Here is a 19,202-nt window from a genome sequence, read left to right as displayed (position 1 = left end):
ATAGGCCCCGGCGCAGGCCTCGGCATAGGCCGCCGCGAGGCGCGCGCCGACCGCCGCTGTGCCGAAGCGGCGCCGGGCCTCGGCGGCGAGGGCGTCGGGCCGGTGGTACGGGAGGGCCGCGGCGGCCTGGACGAGGGCGGGGGCGTCGGCCCCGACGACGGGGGTGCCGCAGCAGAGCGCGTCGAGGGCGGTGAGGTCCCAGGCCCGGGCGGTGGCGAACAGGTCGGCGTGGGCGAGGTCGTGGAGCAGGGCCGCGCGGCCGCGCGGTCCCGGGAGTTCGCCGATGACGTGGAGCTGCAGCCGGACGTCCTTCGCGTGGGCCTCGGCGAAGGCGTGCACCAGGGCGTCCCAGTCCTCGGTTCCACCGGTCACCGCGACCCGTACGGGGTCCTGGCGGATCCGGGCCCGCGCCGGCACCCGCGGCAGTGCCTCGGCGTCGACGGGGTGCGGCAGGGCGAGCACAGCGGCCGCCGACTCGTGGAGGCGGCCGGCTCGGCGCCTGGCGAGGCGGCCCGTGAGCGGCGGGCCGCCGGTGCTGAGGACGTACGGGATCCGGGCGGCCCCGGCCAGCCACGGCACCGGCACGTCGCTGCAGGGCGCATGGGCGTGCAGCACGTGGAGGCGGCCGCATTCGGCGGCCTCCATCCGGAGCAGGGCCATGACGCGGCGCGCGGTGAGGTGCCGGCCGACACCGGTCACCACCTCGTACCGGTGGGGCAGCTCGGGGTCACGGCCTACGTACGGCAGGCCGGGAACGGGGGGCAGGGACAGCTCCGGTACGGAGGCGATGCCGACCACGTCCGCGACGGTGCCGGCGGCCTTGAGCCAGTCCTCCGGGCGCCGGGGACCTGCGGGGCCGAACAGCATGGCTACGCGCATGGGCAACTGTTGCACACGAATACGGCACGTAAGGGGCGTTCGGGAGTTTCCGTGCCACTCGTGAGGGTGACGTCGTGGTCGTGTGGATTCGTGGTGACCGAGGTGGCGCCGGGTTGACACAAGGCCACCTCGGGGGGTCGCGCCACGGGGTAAGTCGCCGGATGAGGAGGCTTTTACGCGATCGAAACCACTCGTGACGACCGTTTTTAGTTGATTCGCTCAGATTGAGGATCAGCCGTCACTCGCCGCTCATGAAATGACCTACTAATCACTCTCCCCAACCAGCACATCGTGGGCTTAACTTATGGGCTATGACCTCCCCCCGCGGCTCTTACGGCGGTGGCTACTACACGTCACCGTTCTTCCCGGACACCCCCATCTACGACAGCCTCGTCGCTGAGCGGGGCACCCCTCAGATCGCACCGATCCGAGTTCCGTCTGCCTACGACAGCGGAAGCAACCTGCCGGCGCTGCCGTCGGCGCTTCCGGCCCTGCCCGCCGGACCGTCGTCGTACCAGACGCCGCCGCAGGGCACCTACAACGGGTTCTCCCAGCCCGGATACCAGCAGCAGCCGCCGCTGCAGCAGGCGCCCGCCCCGTACATCCCGCAGCAGGCCACGGCCCAGCGGGCTCCGTACAACGGCGGGTACCAGCAGCAGCCGCAGGGCCAGTACCAGGGCCCGGCGGGCTACGAGGCGGCGCGCCCGGCGGCGCCCCGCCCGCAGCCTCCGCGCCCGGCGCAGCCCGGCGGCTATGAGGAGCAGCAGCCGTACCAGCGGCGCAATCTCGGCCAGGGCTACTACCAGGGCTGAGGTGGCCGACCGGCCGCTGGCACGATGACGTCATGACGACACCGCGCCTGAGTGCACTGCACATCTACCCCGTGAAATCGTTCCGCGGACGGGCACCCAAGGAGGTGGGCGTCGAGCCGTGGGGGCTCGCCGGGGACCGGCGGTGGATGGTGGTCGACGCCATGGGGCGGTTCGTCACGCAGCGGGAACGGCCGGAGCTGGCGCTGGTGGACGCCGAGCCGACGCAGGACGGGGGTCTGCGGCTCGGCGGCCCGGGGCGCGAGGTGCTGACGGTGCCCGTGCCGGTGACGGCGCCGCTTTCCGGTGCGACCGTGCCGGTCACGGTGTGGGGCGACAAGGTGGAGGCCGTTCCCGCGGGGGATGCGGCCGCCGCCTGGCTGAGCGCGTATCTGGGGACCGAGGCGGCGCTGGTGTATCTGGACGACCCGGCACGGCGCCGTCCGGTCGATCCGGAGTTCGCGCTGCCCGGCGACTCGGTGAACTTCGCGGACGGATTTCCGCTTCTGCTCACCACCACGGGTTCGCTCGACGCCCTCAACTCGCTGATCGCCCGCGGTGACCGGTCCGCCGAGGGCCCGCTGCCGATGGACAGGTTCCGGCCGAACGCGGTGATCGACGGGACCGCGCCCTGGGCCGAGGACGGCTGGCGCCGGATCCGGATCGGCGAGGTCGCCTTCCGCGTGGTCAAGCCCTGCGGGCGCTGCGTCATCACCACGACCGACCAGCGGACCGGCGAGCGCGGCAGGGAGCCGCTGCGCACGCTGGCCCGGCACCGCCGCGTCGGTGGGCAACTGGTGTTCGGACAGAATCTGATTCCGGAGCACCCCGGAACACTTCGGGTCGGTGACGCGTTGTTCGTTATGGACTGAAGGCGTCCCAAGGCCGTGCCACGGCCGGCCTGTCGTCACGGGCGTGATTTCGCCCTCGTACGACCGGCCTTCGAGGCGTATGAGCCCCGCCGTATGCGGTACTTGGACGGTGAAGGGGGTGCAGCCCGTGGGTACGAGGGTGCGGTTGTGGAAGTGGCGGCGCAATCCCCTGCGTCGGCGTTCGGACGTGCTCGAGACCTGGGCCGGCCTGATCGCCGCGATCGTCATCGTTCTGGGCGCCCCCGCGGCCGGCTGGGCGACGGGTTCGCTGGTGAACGGCGCGTTGCAGCACACCGTACGGGCGCAGCGCAGCGAGCGCAGCGTTGTGCCGGCGCTGGTGCTCAAGGCCGGGCCGCGCGAGATCGCCCTGACGGATCCTGACTCCGGGCAGGTACGGCAGGAGCGGCGCAACGCCGTCGCACGCTGGACCGCCCCCGACGGCACGAAAATCACCGGCCCGGTCCATATCCCGGTCAACAAGGGCAAGGGCGACACGGTCCGCATCTGGATCGACCGCCAGGGCCGCGCGATGCCCGCTCCCCTGGACCCGGCGGCCGCGGCGACCCATGCTGCGCTCGCTGGTATGGGGGCCTTCGTGGTCGCGACCGTGCTGCTACTGGTGGCACGGCAGATGCTGCTGTGGCAATTGATGCGACGGCGGCTCGCGGAGTGGGAGCGCGAGTGGGAGGCGGCAGGCCAGGACTGGGGCCGCGCGGGCAGAGCCTAGGGCCCGTGCTGCCCCGCTCCGGACCGCACCCATCAGGTGATCCATGCCCGGCTCGGTGCTGGCGCACGCTCCGCGCACGCTACGGTGGTTGCCCCGGTCCCCCGGTCAACAGCGCAACGCAAGCAAGAGGGTGGGGCAAAGCATCCCAATGGCACAGGGCGTGGTTCAGGTGACGCACACCAGCTCTTCGCGGTGGCGCCGCCGCACGGGAGAGTACGAGACCCTGGCCGCGGCCCTGGAGGCCGCCGGCGACGGGGACGTGCTCTCGATCAACCCGGGCACCTACCGGGAGAACCTGGTCGTCCAGCGGGCCATAACGCTGCGCGGGGCCGAGGGCCCCGGCTCGGTACGGATCGCCCCGGCGGGCGGGGTCGCCCTGACCGTACGTGCCTCGGCGACCGTGCAGGACCTGTCCATCGAGGGCCAGGACACCTCCGCCGCCGCCCTGCTCATCGAGGGCTCGGCCCCCGAGCTGTCGGGCCTGCGGGTCGTCACCCGTTCGGCGGTCGGCATAGAGGTGCGGGACAGCGCCCGGCCGACCGTGCGGCACTGCACCGTGGACAATCCGGCGGGGCTCGGCATCAGCGTTCTCGAGTCCTCCGGCGGGCTGTTCGAGGACGTCGAGGTGGTGGCGGCGGGCCAGACCGGCTTCTCCGTACGCGGCGGTGCCTCGCCCCGCCTGGAGCGCTGCCGGATCCACAACGCCAACGGCGCCGGCCTGTCGCTGACCGGCGAGGGCACGGCCGCCGAGGCCGTCGGCTGTGAGGTTTACGAGGTCAAGGGCACCGGAGTGCAGGTCGCCTCGCGCGCGGCCGGGCACCTCACCGACTGCCAGGTGCACCGCACGACCGGCGACGGCATCACACTCGATACGGACGCGGTACTGACCCTCTCCGACTGCGACATCCACGACATCCCCGAGAACGCCATCGACCTGCGGTCCCGGTCCGTGCTGACGCTGACCCGCAGCACCGTCCGCCGCTTCGGCCGCAACGGCCTGTCGGTGTGGGACCCGGGCACCCGCGCGGACGCCAACCAGTGCGAGATCCACGAGAGCCAGGGCGACTACCCGGCGGTCTGGGTGAGCGACGGCGCCGCCGCGATACTGGACAGCTGCCGCGTCCGCGACGTCCCCGACGCCCTGTTCGTGCTGGACCGGGGCTCGCGCGCCGATGTCGTCGACACCGACATCTCCCAGGTCCGCAACACCGCCGTGTCCGTCAGCGACGGCGCCGTCGTCCAGCTGGACGACTGCCGGATCCGCGAGGCCGCCACCGGCGCCTGGTTCCGGGACCACGGCAGCGGCGGCACGCTGGCAGCCTGCACCATCGACGACGTCCAGACCGGCGTCATCGTCACCAAGGGCGCCGACCCGACCGTCGAGCGCTGTACGGTCACCAACGCCGGCGAGGCCGGCTTCTACGTCTCGGCGGGCGGCCGCGGCACCTTCACCGGCTGCCGGGTCACGGGCAGCCGCAGCTACGGTTTCCACATCATCGACGGCTGCCGCTCCACCCTGACCCGGTGCCGTACGGAGCGCTGTGCGCGAGGCGGCTACGAGTTCGCCGAGCCCGGCCCGGTGACGGAGGACTGCTCCGGGGACCACAGCGGCGAGACCACCGTCCAGATCGCCCTGCCACCCGTCCCGGCGCCCGAACGGCAGCCCGCGGCCCAGTCGTACGGCCTGCTGGGCGGGGTGCCCGAGCAGCGCGCCGCCGAGCCCGCGCCAGAGCCGGCCCGGGAGTCGGACGACGTGCTGGCCGAACTCGACGCGCTGGTCGGCCTGGAGAGCGTCAAGCGTGAGGTGCGCACCCTCATCGACCTGATCGCCGTCGGCCGCCGCCGCCAGGAGGCCGGCCTCAAGGCGCCGGGGCTCCGCCGCCACCTGGTCTTCACCGGCTCCCCCGGCACCGGCAAGACCACCGTGGCCCGGCTCTACGGCGAGATCCTGGCCTCGCTCGGCGTGCTGGAGCGCGGCCACCTGGTCGAGGTCGCCCGTGTCGACCTGGTCGGCGAGCACATCGGGTCCACCGCGATCCGTACGCAGGAGGCCTTCGACCGGGCGCGCGGCGGGGTGCTGTTCATCGACGAGGCTTATGCGCTGGCGCCTGAGGACTCGGGCCGTGACTTCGGGCGCGAGGCGATCGACACGCTGGTGAAGCTGATGGAGGACCACCGCGATGCGGTCGTCGTCATCGTGGCCGGCTACACCGCCGAGATGGAACGGTTCCTCGCCTCCAACCCCGGTGTCGCGTCGCGCTTCTCGCGCACCATCACCTTCGGCGACTACTCGCCCGAGGAGCTGCTGCGGATCGTCCGCTCGCAGGCCGAGGAGCACCAGTACCAGCTGGCCGACGACGCGGGCGAGGCCCTGCTGAAGTACTTCATGGCCATCCCCAAGGGCCCCGCCTTCGGCAACGGCCGCACCGCCCGGCAGACCTTCGAGGCGATGGTCGAACGCCACGCCGGACGGCTCGCGCATGTCGCCGAGCCGAGCCATGAGGAGCTGCAGTTGCTCTACCCGGAGGACATCCCGGCGCTGTCCTGAATCGGCAACCGCACGAGCAGCATGGTGCGTTCGGCGGCGAAGGCCGGGTCGACCTGGTAGTCGGAGTGCGCCAGGAGCGGGGTCGGCAGCGGGTGGTCGACGTCCCGGCCGTACGCCGCCGGGTCGAGGAGCGGTTCCCTGTCGACGTCGCGTACGCCGACCGGGCCGCCTATCGGATCCGTACGCCGCCACAGGTTCCGCCAGGCGTGCAGGTCGTCGTGGAGCGAGTCCAGGGCCTCGCGGCCGAAGTACACCGGGAACCAGCGGCCGTAGAGCCGGTGCAGCGGCGAGCCGTAGGTCAGCAGGGCGACCCGGCCCCGGGTCCGCGGGTCGAGCTGCCAGGCGGCCGCGGCGGCGAGGACGCTGCCCTGGGAGTGCCCGGAGAGGATGATGCGGCCAGCGTAGGTCTCGGTCCAGGTGGTCATCCGCCAGGTCAGGTCGGGCACCGCCCGCTCGGCGTAGCAGGGCGGCGCGAAGGGGTGGGCCGCGCGCGGCCAGAAGGTGCCGACGTCCCAGAGGATGCCGATGGTGCGGCGTGCCCCGGCGTCCCGGTAGGCGCGGCGGCCCAGGGTGACCAGGGCGACCACGCCCGCGCCGACCAGCCAGGAGCCGACGGCCTGCGCCGACTCGGCGAGCGGGTGGCAGATCCATGGCCAGGTCAGGGTGGCTTGGCCCGGCACCGCGTCGCTCACCCACGCGCCGGCGAGGGTGGCGGCGCCGAGCACGAAGGACATGGCCGCGATCACCCCGACCAGGAGCGGCGTACGGTCGGTGAGGCCCGCCATGGCCCGTGCCCGGGCGATCTGCCGGGTGCGGGCGCTGTCGTGGGGCTCGCCCGGGTAGTCCGCCTCGATCTCGGGCGTCAGGTCCCGGGTCACCCGCCACAGCCGCCGGGCCTCCACGGCCGCCACCAGGGCCACCACGACGATCAGCACCGGAATGATCGACGCCTGCCACGACAGCAGCACCGGCGGCCCAGCGATGGGGCTCCCCTGCATCCCCGGCGTCGCCCCCTTGTCGAGCCAGTCCGCCACCCGCTGCGCCACCCCGCCGGTCAGCACTCCGGCCAGGGCGCAGGCCAGCAATGCCACCGCCGGTCCGCCGAGCCCGCGCAGGGCGGTGCCCTTCTCGGGCGCGCACATCAGCCAGGCGGTCACGGCGAGCCCGAGGAGCAGCACCCCCTGGAGCAGCGTCAGCCCGCCGAAAGCCGCCGCCGCCGGGAGCCGCCCGCTGGAGTGCCAGCCGGTGCGGTGCCATCCGGCGTACGCTGCCGAGGCGACCAGCACCGCCTGCGAGCCGATGTACAGCAGGCGGGACGGCAGGTGGTCGATCACCTCGTCGATATGGCTCTCACTGCGGCCTGCGACCGCCGCCACCGCGACCGTGACCAGCGCGACCGCGATCACCGCCCCGGCCAGCGTCCAGCCCACGGCGGCCTGTGTGTCGCGGCGCAGCGGCGGCACGAGCAGCGCGGCCGCCACCGTCAGCAGCCCGGCGGCGGTGTGGGCGGCCCGCAGCCGGGCGACCAGCCGCCGGCCGTACCAGAAGCCGGGCAGCGCCAGCGGCGAGGCCGGGTCGACTTGCCGCGGCTCCGGCGCGCCGGTGGGGAGCGGTTTCTGGGACTCGTACGCGTACCAGGTGCGCCGCGAAAGCCACCACAGCAGCCCGGTCAGTCCCACCGGCACGACCGCCCCGATCACCAGCCGCAGCCCGGGCTCGCCCGCCGGCAGGAAGCCCAGCCAGCTCTTGCTGCTCGCGCACACCGGCACCCCGGCGCACTGCCAGGCCACCAGATCCATCGCGACCTCGCACGCCCCGGCGACCAGCAGCACCGTGAGGCTGAGCGACACCAGCCGCAGCAGCATCTCGTACGTCCGCCGGAGCCCGGCGCTGTTGGACGGAGGCCGCATCCAGTGGGCGAGGTTGGCCACCATGAAGGGCAGCAGAAGCAGCCACAGCGCCCGGCTGCCGTCGCCGGAGGTGAGATTGCACCAGGAGTAGGCGTCCGGCACCGGCTTGCCCCGGTAGGCGGCCGGGCGGCGTTCCGCGTCCGCGTCCTCGGTGCGGCGGTAGATACCCGCCGTGTCGTCCCCGGAGACCCGGGTGATCCGGGGGTCGTTCAGCATGGCCTGCGGGGTGGTGCCGCCGACGCCGTGGACGAGCAGCTCCAGCGCGAGCGGCTCGCTTCCGCCGGGTGCCGTGCCCGTACCGGTGTCCGTGTTGGTGTCCGACCGCATCCCGACCGCCTTCCCCCGTACGGTCAGCATTCCCATCCGTAGCGCGGTGTGATCGCCCCCTTGCAGAAGGCGCACAGAATCGTGATGCCCCCGTGGCATGTGGGACAGACCATACCGGGCGCCCCCGGCCTCCGCCGGGGCCGCCCGGCCATGGAAGGATGGCAGCGGCTCGGCAGCCGACAGCGCATCAGACGACCAGCGGATGGGACGGGACCTCGGGTGAGCGACAACCAGAACCTGCTCGCGGAGCAGCGCCGCGCGCTGATCCTGGACGAGGTCCGGCGGCGCGGCGGTGTCCGTGTCAACGAGCTGACCCGCAAGCTCAGCGTCTCGGACATGACCGTCCGCCGCGACCTGGACGCCCTGGCACGTCAGGGCGTCGTCGAGAAGGTGCACGGCGGCGCCGTCCCCGTCGTCGAGGCCAGCAGCCACGAGCCCGGCTTCGAGGTGAAGTCCAGCCTCGAACTCGGCGCCAAAGAGGCCATCGCGCGCGCCGCGGCCCGGCTGGTCACGCCCGGCAGCGCCATCGCCCTCTCAGGCGGCACGACCACCTACGCCCTGGCGCACCGGCTGCTGGACGTCCCCGATCTGACCGTCGTCACCAACTCGGTCCGGGTCGCCGACGTCTTCCACACCGCCTCGCGCCGCCCGGGAGCGCGGGAGGGCGCCGCCACGGTCGTCCTGACCGGCGGCGTACGCACTCCGTCGGACTCCCTGGTCGGCCCGGTCGCGGACCGCGCGATCGGCTCCCTCCACTTCGACCTGCTCTTCCTGGGCGTCCACGGCATCTCGGTCGAGGCGGGTCTGTCGACCCCGAATCTCGCCGAGGCGGAGACCAACCGCCAGTTCGTCCGCTCCGCGCGCCGTGTCATCGTCATCGCCGACCACACCAAGTGGGGCACGGTGGGCCTGAGTTCCTTCGCCGCTCTGGAGGACGTCGACACCCTCGTCACGGACGCCGGCATTCCCGAGGTGCTGCGGGCGGAGATCGCCGAGCACCTCTCGGAGCTCATCGTCGCCGGCGAGACCACCACATCTGACTAGCCGTCAGGTACGGTTTGTGGGCATGGCCGCCCACTTCGCCCCGCGCTCCCGGTCAGCCCGGACTTCGTCCGCTCGCCGACGCCACCAACGCCCCCGGCCTGCGAGCCCTCCTGGAGGAGTGGGCCCTCTCCTCCGCCCTCCTCCGGCACCCGCCTCCAGTGGACCTTCGCCGCCGACGGCTCCCCCGCCTTCCGGACCGCCCTGCGCCTGGCGCGCCCCGGCGTGGGACACACCTTCCGCACGGCGGCCCGCCGGCTGGACCGGTGGCTGGCCGGCTCGCGGTGACTCAACTCCGGGAGACCGTCCCGCACTTCCCGTCGCTCTGGGTCGTTATGTCCTTGCTGCGGTCGTACGGGTCCGTGGTCGGGCCGGTCGCGGGCGAGCCAGTGGCGGCGTCGGACGCGAAGGCGGGGTGCAGATAGCCGTCGTAGACGTCGCAGGCGGTGTTACCGGTGTCCTGGTTGTAGGAGACCATCGTCAGCTTGCCCGCGGTGACCTTGTAGCGGACGGGGTCGATCACCTCGACGTCGAGGACGCGGCGGACGATGGTGCGAGAGACCTCGGTGGAGCCCGCGGCGGCCTTGGTGAAGGGATAGACGAACGTGTAGTCGGCGTGGACGGCGACGGAGCCGTATTTGCCTTCCTTGAAGGTCATGCGGCCGCGGGTCTTGACGATGTCGCCGACGAGCTTGAGTTCGGTGGGGTTGTAGCGGGTGGCGTACCAGAGGGGGTCCTGCTTCTTACCGGGCTTCTTGAAGGCGGCGTCGACGCCGCGAAGCCAGTCGGCCTGACGGGGGTCGATGAGGCTGAGGGCGGTCTCGGGCCGGGCGCCCCGGAGGGTGGCGGGGTTCAGGTTGGAGTCGACCAGGAACTCCTTGGTCTTGCGCAGCGCGAAGTCGACCTGGTCCAGCGTCATTTGGCCGACCGGTTTGGCCTTCGGCAGCTCGATGCCGGCAGCGCCGTCGGCGTACTGCACCGCCGGGGAACCGAGGAAGGGCTCCTTGAGGGTCGGGGTGTCGGGGAACGCCTCCTCGGAGGGGGCGGTGCTGGGCTGCGCCGTCTCCGGGGGAAGAGTGGCGGTCCCGCCCTCGGACGAGGTACTGGAGCGGCCGGGCAGCAGGGACAGCGCGCGGGACGGGTTGAGGACGATCACGAGCAACCCGACCGTCAGCAGCACGCCGAGGAGACCGAGCCGGCGGCGCTTACGGGCGGCGCGGTCGTCCGCCTCCTGCCAGGCGGGCCCCGTGCGCCAGCCTGGGGGCTCAGCTGCGGACTTGGCCTGCTTGGCCTGTTTGGCCTTACGCCCTTTGGCCTCTCGCGCTTCCTGCGCGTCCTGCTGCCTCAGCCGTTCGGTGACCATGCGGGCCCGTGCGGAGGGCTCCTTGGGGGCGGAGGCACGGATGTCGGACTCGGTGTCGCGGACGAACTGGTCCCAGACATCGTCGGGTATGGACGGCTGATCGTCCGAGGGCGGGGGCGTCGTGGTCATGGCCGGTCTCTCAGGGAAAGTGATCGAAATTGAAATCTTTGTACACGGAACGCAAGTTCCCCACAAGGCACACAAACCTCACCGGTACTCGGCGAACCTGGGCCGGACACCCGCCAGAACCAGCGCCGCCGCCAGGCCGAGCGCGGCCGCCGGGACGGCGGGCCAGGCGTCGAGACCCGAGCGGGCGGCGGAGATGTGGTCCAGGGCCACGGACTCCTGCTGGGCGGCGAAGCGGTCGAGGGAAGTGGCGAAGTCCCAGAAGTCGAAGGCGACGTTGCCGCGGGAGACGTTGGTGAGGAGCGCGGCGGCGGAGTCGAGACGGCCTGCGGCCAGCAGGCGTTGGAGCTCGCGGTCGTCGGCGCGGAAGTGCTGGTAGCGGGCGCGCACGTCGCCGTACGCGGCCGGGGCGAGGAGCGTGTCGAGGCGGCCCGTGAGGGCGGCGAAGCGGGCGCGCTGCTGGGCGGCCGAGCCGCTGTCGTCGACCAGCCAGCGGCTCTCGCTGGCGGCGGCATCGGCGGCCACGGCGCGGGCTTCGGCAAGGCGCGACCAGGGTTGGAGCCCCTGGCTCGCGGCGGTTTCCAGGTCGGTGGCGGCGGAGACGAACGAGACGACTCCGGTGAGGGTGACCGCGAGGACGGCACAAGTGGCGACCAGCAGCGCCAGGTTGACCACGCGGTGGTACCGGCGGCCGAGTTGCCGCTGCCACCACACGAGGACGACCAGGGCGAGGACGCCGAGGCAGCCCACGGTGATCGCGGCGCGCACGGCAGCGGCGTGGGCGGTGCCTTCAAGGCGTACGGCTTGGGCGTTGTAGGTGCGGGTCAACGCCTCGGCCGTCGGCAGCAGGTCGGTGCGCATGATGTCGCCGGCCTCGGCGGAGAGGGCGACGGCCACGGCGGGCGGGTGGCCCGCGGCACGGTCGGGCTGCTGCTCGTCGGCGTAACCGGCCCGGCCCGAGGCGTCGTCGTAGCGGCCGAGGGCGTCGAGGAGGCCGCGTACGCGCTCCGCCTGGGAGGTGTCGGAGCCGAGTTCGCGGAGCAGGGCGCTGATCTCGCGGCGGCGCTGCTGGGCGGTGATGAGGGCGAGCAGACGGTTGCCGACGAGCACGTCGGGGTCGGCGGCGGCGTGGCCGGGGACGAGCTGGTCGGCGCGCTGGGCGTCCAGGTCGGCGAGGGCGAAGCGCAGTTCGGCGGCGACGGAGGCGCGCTGGGCCACGCCGACACGGAGGTCGGCCGTGTCGGCGCGTACGGACACCGCGCCCAGGATCGCGCCGACGCAGAGGGCGGCCAGGGCCAGCAGGGCGGCAGCGGTCTCGACGGCGAGCCGTGCGGGCGGCGTGAGCCGATGGCGCCGGGCCGGTCTCGGCGCCCGGGCCGGGGGCGGCGCAGCCGCGGGCTGTTGCCGCTCGGCTTCCGGTGCGACTGCCGAAGGCGCGACCTGGGACATCGTCATGTGTGGACGTTAGGAGCGCACGTGGACCGGAGGGTGGTGATCCGGCGGCTTCCAGGTAGCCGCGCTGTAACAGAACGGAACGAGACACGGAACGAGACACGGAAAAGAACCGAAAGGCGGTCAGGCCGGCCAGGTCCCGGTCGCGAGGAAGCCGTCGATCGCGGTCGCGTACGGCGCGATGTCCAGGCCCTGTCCGGCGAGCCAGACGTCGGAGTAGTACTTGTCGAGGTAGCGCTCGCCGGGGTCGCAGATGAGCGTGACGATGCTGCCGGTCCGCCCGGTCTCCAGCATCTCCGCGATGATCTTGAAGCTGCTCCACAGCCCGGTCCCGGTCGAGGCCCCCGCCTTGCGCCCCATCGCCCGGTCGAGGGCTCGCACGGCGGCGATGGAGGCGGCGTCGGGCACCTTCATCATGCGGTCGATGGCGCCGGGCACGAAGCTGGGCTCCATGCGCGGCCGGCCGATGCCTTCGATACGTGAGCCGCGGTCGCAGGAGACGTCGGCGTCACCGCTCACCCAGCCCTCGAAGAAGCAGGAGTTCTCCGGGTCGGGCACGCAGACGAGGGTGTCGTGCTGCATGTAGTGGACATAGCGGGCGATGGTCGCCGAGGTGCCGCCCGTCCCGGCGGTGGCGACGATCCAGGCGGGGCAGGGGTGCCGTTCCTTGCTCAGCTGCTGGTAGATCGACTCGGCGATGTTGTTGTTGCCGCGCCAGTCGGTGGCCCGCTCGGCGTACGTGAACTGGTCCATGTAATGGCCGCCGGTCTCCTCGGCGAGGCGGGCGGAGACGTCGTACACGGTGCGCGGGTCGTCGACGAGGTGGCAGCGTCCGCCCTGGAACTCGATGAGGCGCTGCTTCTCGGGGCTGGTCGTGCGCGGCATCACCGCGATGAAGGGCACGCCGATGAGCTGCGCGAAGTACGCCTCGGAGACGGCCGTCGAGCCGCTGGACGCCTCGATGACCGGCTTTCCAGGGCGGACCCAGCCGTTGCAGAGGCCGTACAGGAAGAGCGAGCGGGCGAGCCGGTGCTTGAGGCTGCCGGTCGGGTGGGTCGATTCGTCCTTGAGGTAGAGGTCGACGCCCCATGCCTCGGGGAGCGGGAAGCGCAGCAGGTGCGTGTCGGCGGAGCGGTTGGCGTCGGCCTGAACCTTGCGGACCGCTTCCTTGAGCCAGGCGCGGTAGCCGGGGTCGGCCCGGTTCACATCGATGGTCGCCGTACAGTCGCCGATGTCTGTCTGCTGCATGGTCCCGATCATAGGCAGGCTGGTGGAAGGCGGCGCGAACACGGCAGACTGGTCTGACACGGAGGTGGGGGTGGACCATGGCTGAGCCGGAGTTCAGTGCGACAGGGGTACGAATCGGGCGGCGGCTCAGCTCGCTGACCCGGGCGGGACAGGTCCTGATCCGTGACGGCAGGCTGGTGTTGCTGACCAGCCGGGGGCGGGAGATCGACAGCGCCCCGGTGGAGGACGTACACGCGATCCGTACGCCTTTCTCCTTGCGTCGCCGCGCCCTCGCGACCGTCAACGGCACCGGCTACCTGCTGACCCTGCGCCGCCAGGGCGCCGCTTCGGTCTCGCGCTTCCTGGAAGCCCTGGACCGGGCCCGGCAGCAGGTAGTACAACACTGAGAGTCGCTGATCAATTTCGGTGAGTTGCGGTTCACCGCCATCGGGGTGACCCTGGAGAGGCATCACGGAGTACTGCAGCAGTCGCTCTGAGCAATCCCGCAAAAAGGTGTTCCCATTCCATGCGGGCGGGGACGTCCCCGATTTCAGGGAAGCGCCCCCACCGCGGAGGGAGTCGCAGCCGTGATCACCGAAGCCACCACCCGACAGTGCGCCCTTGAGTTGGAGGCACTGCCGTCCCGGATCCAGCAGGTACGACGGATCGTCGCCGCGCAGTTGCGTTACTGGCGGCTCGAACCGCTCATCGACAACACGCTGCTGGGTATCACCGAACTGCTCGCCAATGTCCACCGGCACGCCCGGCCGGACAAGAAGTGTCAGGTCGAGCTGACCTACATCTCGGGGTGGCTGACCGTCGCGGTCGCCGACAGCGATCCGCGCCTGCCGAGGGTGCGCGACTTCGAACCGCTCGCCACCTGCGGCCGGGGGCTCGCCATGGTCGTGTCGATGAGCGACAGCTGGGGTACCGAAGCGGTGCCCCACGGCGGCAAGGTGGTGTGGTTCACGCTGCGCGCCGAGGCTCCCGCCCCGCGCCGGTCGCTGGCCGAACCGCTGTCCGCTGCCGTGCGCAAAACCGTCCTGCGGCCGGCGGTCGCCATCGCATCCGCCCCGGCACCGGCTCGCAAGCCGGCCCGGGTGCCTGAGGTGGCCCTGGTCTGAGCGCGCGAGCGCCTGGCACCTGAGCCACCTCCGCTGACGGGCCATCAACGCGGACCTCACTCCGCGGCGATGGCCCTCAGCACGTCCAGGCCCGCCGCGCGCCGCGCCGGGCGCCACCCGGCCAGCACCCCGGCGACCAGCCCGACCAGCAGCACCACCGCCAGTTGCACCAGCGGCACCGCGAAGGCACCCGTACCGGCACTGTCGGAGGCCCTGACCAGCGCCCAGCCGAGGAAGCCGCCGAGCCCGAGCCCGCCGACCGTACCGAAGGCCGCGACGAGCACCGACTCCCAGCGCACCATCGCCCGCAGCTGCGCCCGGGTCTGGCCCACGGCACGCAGCAGTCCCAGCTCGCGGGTGCGTTCGTGGACGGCGAGGGTCAGCGTGTTGGCGATGCCGAGCAGGGCGATCACCACGGCCAGCGCGAGCAGCGCGTAGATGAGCGTCAGGAACATGTCGACCCCGGCCGCCGACGACGCCGCGTACTCGCTGCGGGTCTGCACATCCGGATTGCCGTACGACCTGGCCACCTGCTCGACCGCCGCCTTGCCCCGGTCCGTGCCGACGCCGGCGCGGAAGGAGACCGCGACGAGGGTGTCGGAGTCCTGAACGCGGTGCGGGGCCCAGGCGGCGCGGGTGATGACGTAGCTTCCCGCCAGGCCGGATTCCCCGTAGACCGCCCTGACCGTGAAGGTCCGCCGGTCACCGTCCGCGAAGGCCAGCGGGATGCTGCTGCCGGGGTGCCAGCCGTGCTTGTCGGCCTCGGTGCGCGAGACCACGATGCCGTCGCCGCCGAGCGCCGCGAGTGATCCGTCGACCGTCCCCAGGTCCAGCACCCGCGACAGCGCCGCCGGGTCGGTGACGGTGAGTTGACGGCCGCCGCCGTCGACCGTCGCCACACCCCCGCCGAGCCCGACGGCGGTCCGCACCTCGGGCAGCTTCGCCACGGCAGGCGCCAGCTTGGGGCTGAGCCCGGTGCCGCCCGCGCCGCGCACGGGGGCGCTGATCGCGACATCGCCGGCGAAGGAACGGGACACGGTCTGGTCCATGGTCGCCTTGAGCGAGGCACCGAAGACCGTGAAGAGCGACACCACGGTCACCCCGATCATCAGGGCGGTGGCGGTTGCCGCTGTCCGCTTCGGGCTGCGCAGCGCATTGCGCCTGGCCAGTGCCCCGGTGACCCCGCGCAGCCTTACGAGCGGCGAGCCCAGGGCCCGTACGGCGTACGAGGACGCCACCGGCCCGAGCACGACGAACGCGGCGACGGTCAGCACCGCCCCCGAGGCCGCCAGCCAGACGTTCCGGCCGCCGCCCGCCCCGGCGACGGTCAGCGCGACACCGGCCGCCAAGGCCGCACCGCCGAGCACGGCCCGGGACCGCGACGCGCCGGAGTGGTCCACGGCCGTCTCCCGCAGCGCGGCGAGCGGCGCAGTGCGCCCGGCCCGTACGGCGGGCAGCAGCGCGGAGCCGACGCACACGACCAGGCCGACCGCGAGTGGCACCGCCAGAGCGGTCGCGCCGAGGACGAGAGAACCGGCGGGGAAGGGGAAGCCGACGGCCGGGAAGAGCGCCTGGAGGCCGGCGGCGATGCCGATTCCGCCCAACAGACCCGCGACCGAGGCCACGAGGGCGACCGCGACCGCCTCGGCGAGGGTCTGGCCGAGGACCTGACGGCGGGACGCGCCGAGCGCCCTGAGCAGCGCGTTCTCGCGGGTGCGCTGGGCGACGACGATGGCGAAGGTGTTGTGGATGCTGAAGGTCGCCACCAGGAGGGCGATTCCGGCGAAGACCGTGAGCAGGGTGGTGAAGAGTGTCAGGAAACGGCCGGAGACCATGTCCAGGTTCTCGTTCGTGGCCTGCTGCCCGGTGATCGCCTCAATCCCCTTCGGAAGCACCTGGCCGACCCGGTCGGCGAGTTGCCGCTGACTCACCCCCGGCCCGGCCCGTACGAGGATGGTCGAGGCCTCCCCCGCCTTCGGCGTGAGATACCGCTCCGCGTCGGCGCGGGTCAGGCCGGTGAAGGTCGTCTGACCCATGCCGTCCTCCCCGCCGAACGTCGCGATGCCGACAACGGTGACCCGGACCGGGTCCGGCGTGCGCAGGGTGGTCGTGTCGCCGATGTGCAGCCCGCCCTTCTTGGCAGCGCCACGGTTGATGACCGCCTGGCCGTGCGCGGCGGGCACGTGGCCTTCGGCGAGTGCGTACGGATTGAGCCCGGCGTCCGCGATCCAGTTGCCCGCGAGCGTGGGCGGCCCCTGACCGCCGACCGGCTTGCCGTCGCTGCCGATGAGCTGCCCCGCGCCCTGGACGTCCGGCGCGACGGCGGCAACACCGGGGACGGCCTCCAGCTTGCCGAGCAGTTCGGTGCTCACCGGCTCGCGGGTGCCCTGCCCCTGACCGGAGACGGTGATGACGTCGGCGCTGCGGACGACGACATCGGTACCGCTGTAGGCGTTGGTGAACAACGTGTCGAAGCTCGCCCGCAGGGTGTCCCCCATGACCATCGTCCCGGCCAGGAACGACACCCCGAGAAAGACCGCCAGAAAGGTCCCGGCGAACCGCCGCTTGTGAGCACGCAGGGAGGAGCGGCTGAGCCTCAGAGAGGTGCCGACGGCTCTCATGACACGACCTCCTTCGCACCGGCGGCGCCGTCGAAGGCCTTCAGCCGGTCGAGCACCTTCTCGGCGGTCGGATCCGCCATCCGGTCCACCAGCCGCCCGTCGGCGAGAAAGACCACCTCGTCGGCATGCGCGGCCGCAACCGGATCATGCGTGACCATGACGACCGTGCGGCCCATCCCGTGCACCGCCCTGCCCAGCAACTCCAGCACCTCCGCGCCGGAACGCGAGTCGAGGTTCCCGGTCGGCTCGTCGGCGAAGACGACCTCCGGCCGCCCCGCCAACGCCCGTGCCACCGCCACCCGCTGCTGCTGGCCGCCGGACAGCTCACTCGGGCGGTGCAGAAGCCGGTCGCGCAGCCCTACGACGTCGATGAGGGCGTCCACCCAGTCGTCGTCGGCGCGGGTGCCGGCCAGGTCCTGCGGAAGCGTGATGTTCTCGGCGACGGTGAGCGTCGGCAGCAGATTGAAGGCCTGGAACACAAAGCCGATCCGCTCCCGGCGCAACAGCGTCAACTGCCGGTCCCCGAGCGCCCCCAACTCCGTACCGCCGATGAACGCCGACCCCGAGCTGAGCGTGTCCAGCCCTGCGGCGCAGTGCATCAGCGTGGACTTCCCCGACCCCGACGGCCCCATGATCGCCGTGAACCGCCCGGCCGGAAACTCCGCCGTGACCCCGTCCAGCGCCCGGACCTCGGCATCCCCACCGCCGTACACCTTCACGGCATCCACGACGCGCGCGGCCGCCGTCATCGTTCCACGCCCTTCGCATAGCGCCCGAACTGCTCGTCCAGCACCGACAGCCTGCGCCAGTACTCGTCCTCGTCGATCTCCCCCGCCGCGAACCGGCGTCCCAGCACCGCGATCGGCGAATGCTCGCCATGCGCGGCCCGATGCTGCCACGGGCCCCGGCCCCGCCACACAGTGCGGCGCAGGAAGAAGCCGATGCCCACGACGACGGCCGCCCATACAAGCGGGAAGAACAGAATCCATGGCCCGGGTCCGTCCCAATGGTCGGCGAGCGTGGTCATTGCGATGGCGTCCATGAGTACTCGTCTCCTCCGGTGATGCGTGTAGTGATGTGCAATTTCCGACATCACCGAGCGTGGTCTCCGAGGTCTCACAAGTCGTCGTACGGCAAGCGACACCGCGCCTACTCCGCAGGGGGTACGCCCCGGGCGAACCGAGCCCACAAAAAAGAGGAAGTGGGGCACGCCTGCAGCGACCCCGGCCACGAAGAAGGCCGCTTGTCACTGCCTCCCCCTAGCCTTGCGATCATGTGGCGATGCACAGGTCTGCGGTGGGCGGAGGGCGGTCCGGCGTGGACGTGGTGGCACCCGCGCCAGGGTGAGCGGAGCAGTCCGCTGCGGCTGGGCGGGGCGGTGGCGCTGGCGGTGCCGGAGGGGGAGGTGCGCAGATGCGTGGGGGTGTGGCGTTCGGGGCGGTGGACGGCGTGTCCGCGCTCGGCGGCGGTGCCGGGGGCGGGGCGGCGGGACCAGTGCGAGGCGTGCGCGGCGCTGGACCGGTCGCAGTCCGTGGCGGCCGACACCAAGCTGGACGACCCGCGACCGTATGCCGTCTACCTGGCCTGGTTCGGGCCGGGCCTGTGCAAGGTCGGCATCACGGGCGCCGCGCGCGGCCACGCCCGGCTGCTCGAACAGGCCGCCGTCTGCTTCACCTTCCTCGGCCGGGGCCCCCTGATGGCCGCCCGGCGCGCGGAATCCGTCCTGGGTACGGCGCTGGGCATCCCGGACCGCGTATCGGCCCCGGCGAAGCGGGCGGCGCGCATGGCCCTGCCGCCCTCGGCGACCCGGGCGGCGGAGCTGCGTGCGGTGTACGACGCGGCGGCGGCCGTACCCGCCTGGCGGGAAACGCTGAGCCCGCTTCCGTACGAAGTCATCGACCAAGCCGCCGTCTTCGGGCTGGCGCCGGATCCGCCGCGACCGGCGGCCCTGGTGACGGAGCTGGCCCCCGGGACGGCGGTCGACGGCGTGCTGCGGGCGGCTGCGGGCAGCGACCTGTACGTGGACACCGCCGAGGGCACCGTGCTGCTCGACGCCCACCTCGCCTCGGGCTGGGCGCTGACCCGTCCCACGCCCGGCCAGCACGTGGCGCCGGCCCGGCCGTTGCAACCGCCAGCCGACTCCGCCGAGCCGCTGTTCTGAGGGGCGGCGCTCGCC

Annotated in this window: 16 protein-coding genes; 8 read left to right on the top strand and 8 right to left on the bottom strand. The window is 72.5% G+C overall.

Annotation, left to right across the window (positions count from 1 at the left end; all coding sequences use genetic code 11):
• On the bottom strand, positions 1 to 879 hold an 879-nt coding region (locus EFK10_RS41350; protein ID WP_407647244.1), incomplete at its 3' end, for a glycosyltransferase family protein.
• Positions 880 to 1,190: 311 nt separating this feature from the next.
• Between EFK10_RS41350 and EFK10_RS41345 the strand changes: the two genes are divergently transcribed.
• The 4 genes from EFK10_RS41345 to EFK10_RS41330 all read left to right on the top strand — a co-directional run bounded on the left by EFK10_RS41345 (position 1,191) and on the right by EFK10_RS41330 (position 5,835).
• Complete coding sequence (locus tag EFK10_RS41345; protein ID WP_127360797.1) at positions 1,191 to 1,691, top strand: DUF6643 family protein; 501 nt, start codon at positions 1,191 to 1,193, stop codon at positions 1,689 to 1,691.
• Between the two features lie 32 nt (positions 1,692 to 1,723).
• A complete protein-coding gene (locus EFK10_RS41340) occupies positions 1,724 to 2,560 on the top strand; it encodes an MOSC domain-containing protein (protein ID WP_127360796.1) in 837 nt (278 codons plus the stop codon).
• A 127-nt stretch (positions 2,561 to 2,687) separates the two neighbouring features.
• A complete protein-coding gene (locus tag EFK10_RS41335; protein WP_127360795.1) occupies positions 2,688 to 3,287 on the top strand; it encodes an Rv1733c family protein in 600 nt (199 codons plus the stop codon).
• A gap of 148 nt (positions 3,288 to 3,435) precedes the next feature.
• Complete coding sequence (locus tag EFK10_RS41330; RefSeq protein WP_127360794.1) at positions 3,436 to 5,835, top strand: right-handed parallel beta-helix repeat-containing protein; 2,400 nt, start codon at positions 3,436 to 3,438, stop codon at positions 5,833 to 5,835.
• Here the strand turns inward: EFK10_RS41330 and EFK10_RS41325 are convergent.
• Positions 5,805 to 8,072 carry a hypothetical protein gene (locus EFK10_RS41325; protein ID WP_127360802.1) on the bottom strand — a complete coding sequence of 756 codons (2,268 nt, stop codon included), beginning with the start codon at positions 8,070 to 8,072 and terminating at the stop codon, positions 5,805 to 5,807. The two genes, EFK10_RS41330 and EFK10_RS41325, sit on opposite strands and share 31 nt — an antisense overlap.
• Before the next feature lie 219 nt (positions 8,073 to 8,291).
• Here EFK10_RS41325 and EFK10_RS41320 point away from each other — a divergent pair, with 219 nt between their 5' ends.
• Positions 8,292 to 9,116: a DeoR/GlpR family DNA-binding transcription regulator gene (locus EFK10_RS41320; RefSeq protein ID WP_127360793.1), complete on the top strand. Its 825-nt coding sequence runs from the start codon at positions 8,292 to 8,294 to the stop codon at positions 9,114 to 9,116.
• Positions 9,117 to 9,402: 286 nt separating this feature from the next.
• Here EFK10_RS41320 and EFK10_RS41310 read toward each other — a convergent pair whose 3' ends face one another.
• The 3 genes from EFK10_RS41310 to EFK10_RS41300 all read right to left on the bottom strand — a co-directional run bounded on the left by EFK10_RS41310 (position 9,403) and on the right by EFK10_RS41300 (position 13,302).
• On the bottom strand, positions 9,403 to 10,605 hold the full coding sequence (locus EFK10_RS41310) for a hypothetical protein (protein ID WP_127360792.1): 1,203 nt from the start codon (positions 10,603 to 10,605) through the stop codon (positions 9,403 to 9,405).
• A gap of 78 nt (positions 10,606 to 10,683) precedes the next feature.
• Positions 10,684 to 12,057, bottom strand: a complete 1,374-nt coding sequence (locus tag EFK10_RS41305) for a hypothetical protein (RefSeq protein WP_127360791.1) — start codon at positions 12,055 to 12,057, stop codon at positions 10,684 to 10,686.
• Between the two features lie 120 nt (positions 12,058 to 12,177).
• Positions 12,178 to 13,302 (bottom strand): PLP-dependent cysteine synthase family protein, encoded by a 1,125-nt coding sequence (locus EFK10_RS41300; RefSeq protein WP_127360790.1) that lies wholly within the window; start codon positions 13,300 to 13,302, stop codon positions 12,178 to 12,180.
• A 77-nt stretch (positions 13,303 to 13,379) separates the two neighbouring features.
• On the opposite strand from EFK10_RS41300, the gene EFK10_RS41295 reads away from it, so the two are divergent.
• Together EFK10_RS41295 and EFK10_RS41290 are read left to right on the top strand one after the other, a co-directional pair.
• Positions 13,380 to 13,688, top strand: a complete 309-nt coding sequence (locus EFK10_RS41295; protein ID WP_127360789.1) for a hypothetical protein — start codon at positions 13,380 to 13,382, stop codon at positions 13,686 to 13,688.
• Positions 13,689 to 13,868: 180 nt separating this feature from the next.
• Complete coding sequence (locus EFK10_RS41290; protein WP_127360788.1) at positions 13,869 to 14,405, top strand: ATP-binding protein; 537 nt, start codon at positions 13,869 to 13,871, stop codon at positions 14,403 to 14,405.
• A 56-nt stretch (positions 14,406 to 14,461) separates the two neighbouring features.
• Here EFK10_RS41290 and EFK10_RS41285 read toward each other — a convergent pair whose 3' ends face one another.
• Genes EFK10_RS41285 through EFK10_RS41275 form a run of 3 tightly spaced genes read right to left on the bottom strand, consistent with a single transcriptional unit; the run spans position 14,462 to position 18,053 of the window.
• Positions 14,462 to 17,026 carry an ABC transporter permease gene (locus EFK10_RS41285; RefSeq protein WP_127360787.1) on the bottom strand — a complete coding sequence of 855 codons (2,565 nt, stop codon included), beginning with the start codon at positions 17,024 to 17,026 and terminating at the stop codon, positions 14,462 to 14,464.
• Positions 17,023 to 17,775, bottom strand: a complete 753-nt coding sequence (locus tag EFK10_RS41280) for an ABC transporter ATP-binding protein (protein WP_127360786.1) — start codon at positions 17,773 to 17,775, stop codon at positions 17,023 to 17,025. The genes EFK10_RS41285 and EFK10_RS41280 overlap by 4 nt, the downstream gene beginning before the upstream one ends.
• Positions 17,772 to 18,053 (bottom strand): SHOCT domain-containing protein, encoded by a 282-nt coding sequence (locus tag EFK10_RS41275; RefSeq protein WP_127360801.1) that lies wholly within the window; start codon positions 18,051 to 18,053, stop codon positions 17,772 to 17,774. The genes EFK10_RS41280 and EFK10_RS41275 overlap by 4 nt, the downstream gene beginning before the upstream one ends.
• Before the next feature lie 246 nt (positions 18,054 to 18,299).
• On the opposite strand from EFK10_RS41275, the gene EFK10_RS41270 reads away from it, so the two are divergent.
• The gene (locus tag EFK10_RS41270) at positions 18,300 to 19,187 is read left to right on the top strand and encodes a DUF2797 domain-containing protein (protein ID WP_127360785.1); all 888 of its coding nucleotides are present in this window, start codon (positions 18,300 to 18,302) and stop codon (positions 19,185 to 19,187) included.
• Positions 19,188 to 19,202: the final 15 nt, after the last annotated feature.

It is taken from the genome of Streptomyces soli, assembly GCF_003999195.1.
Lineage (GTDB): Bacteria > Actinomycetota > Actinomycetes > Streptomycetales > Streptomycetaceae > Actinacidiphila > Actinacidiphila soli.
This window is presented reverse-complemented; position numbering and strand designations above follow the sequence as displayed.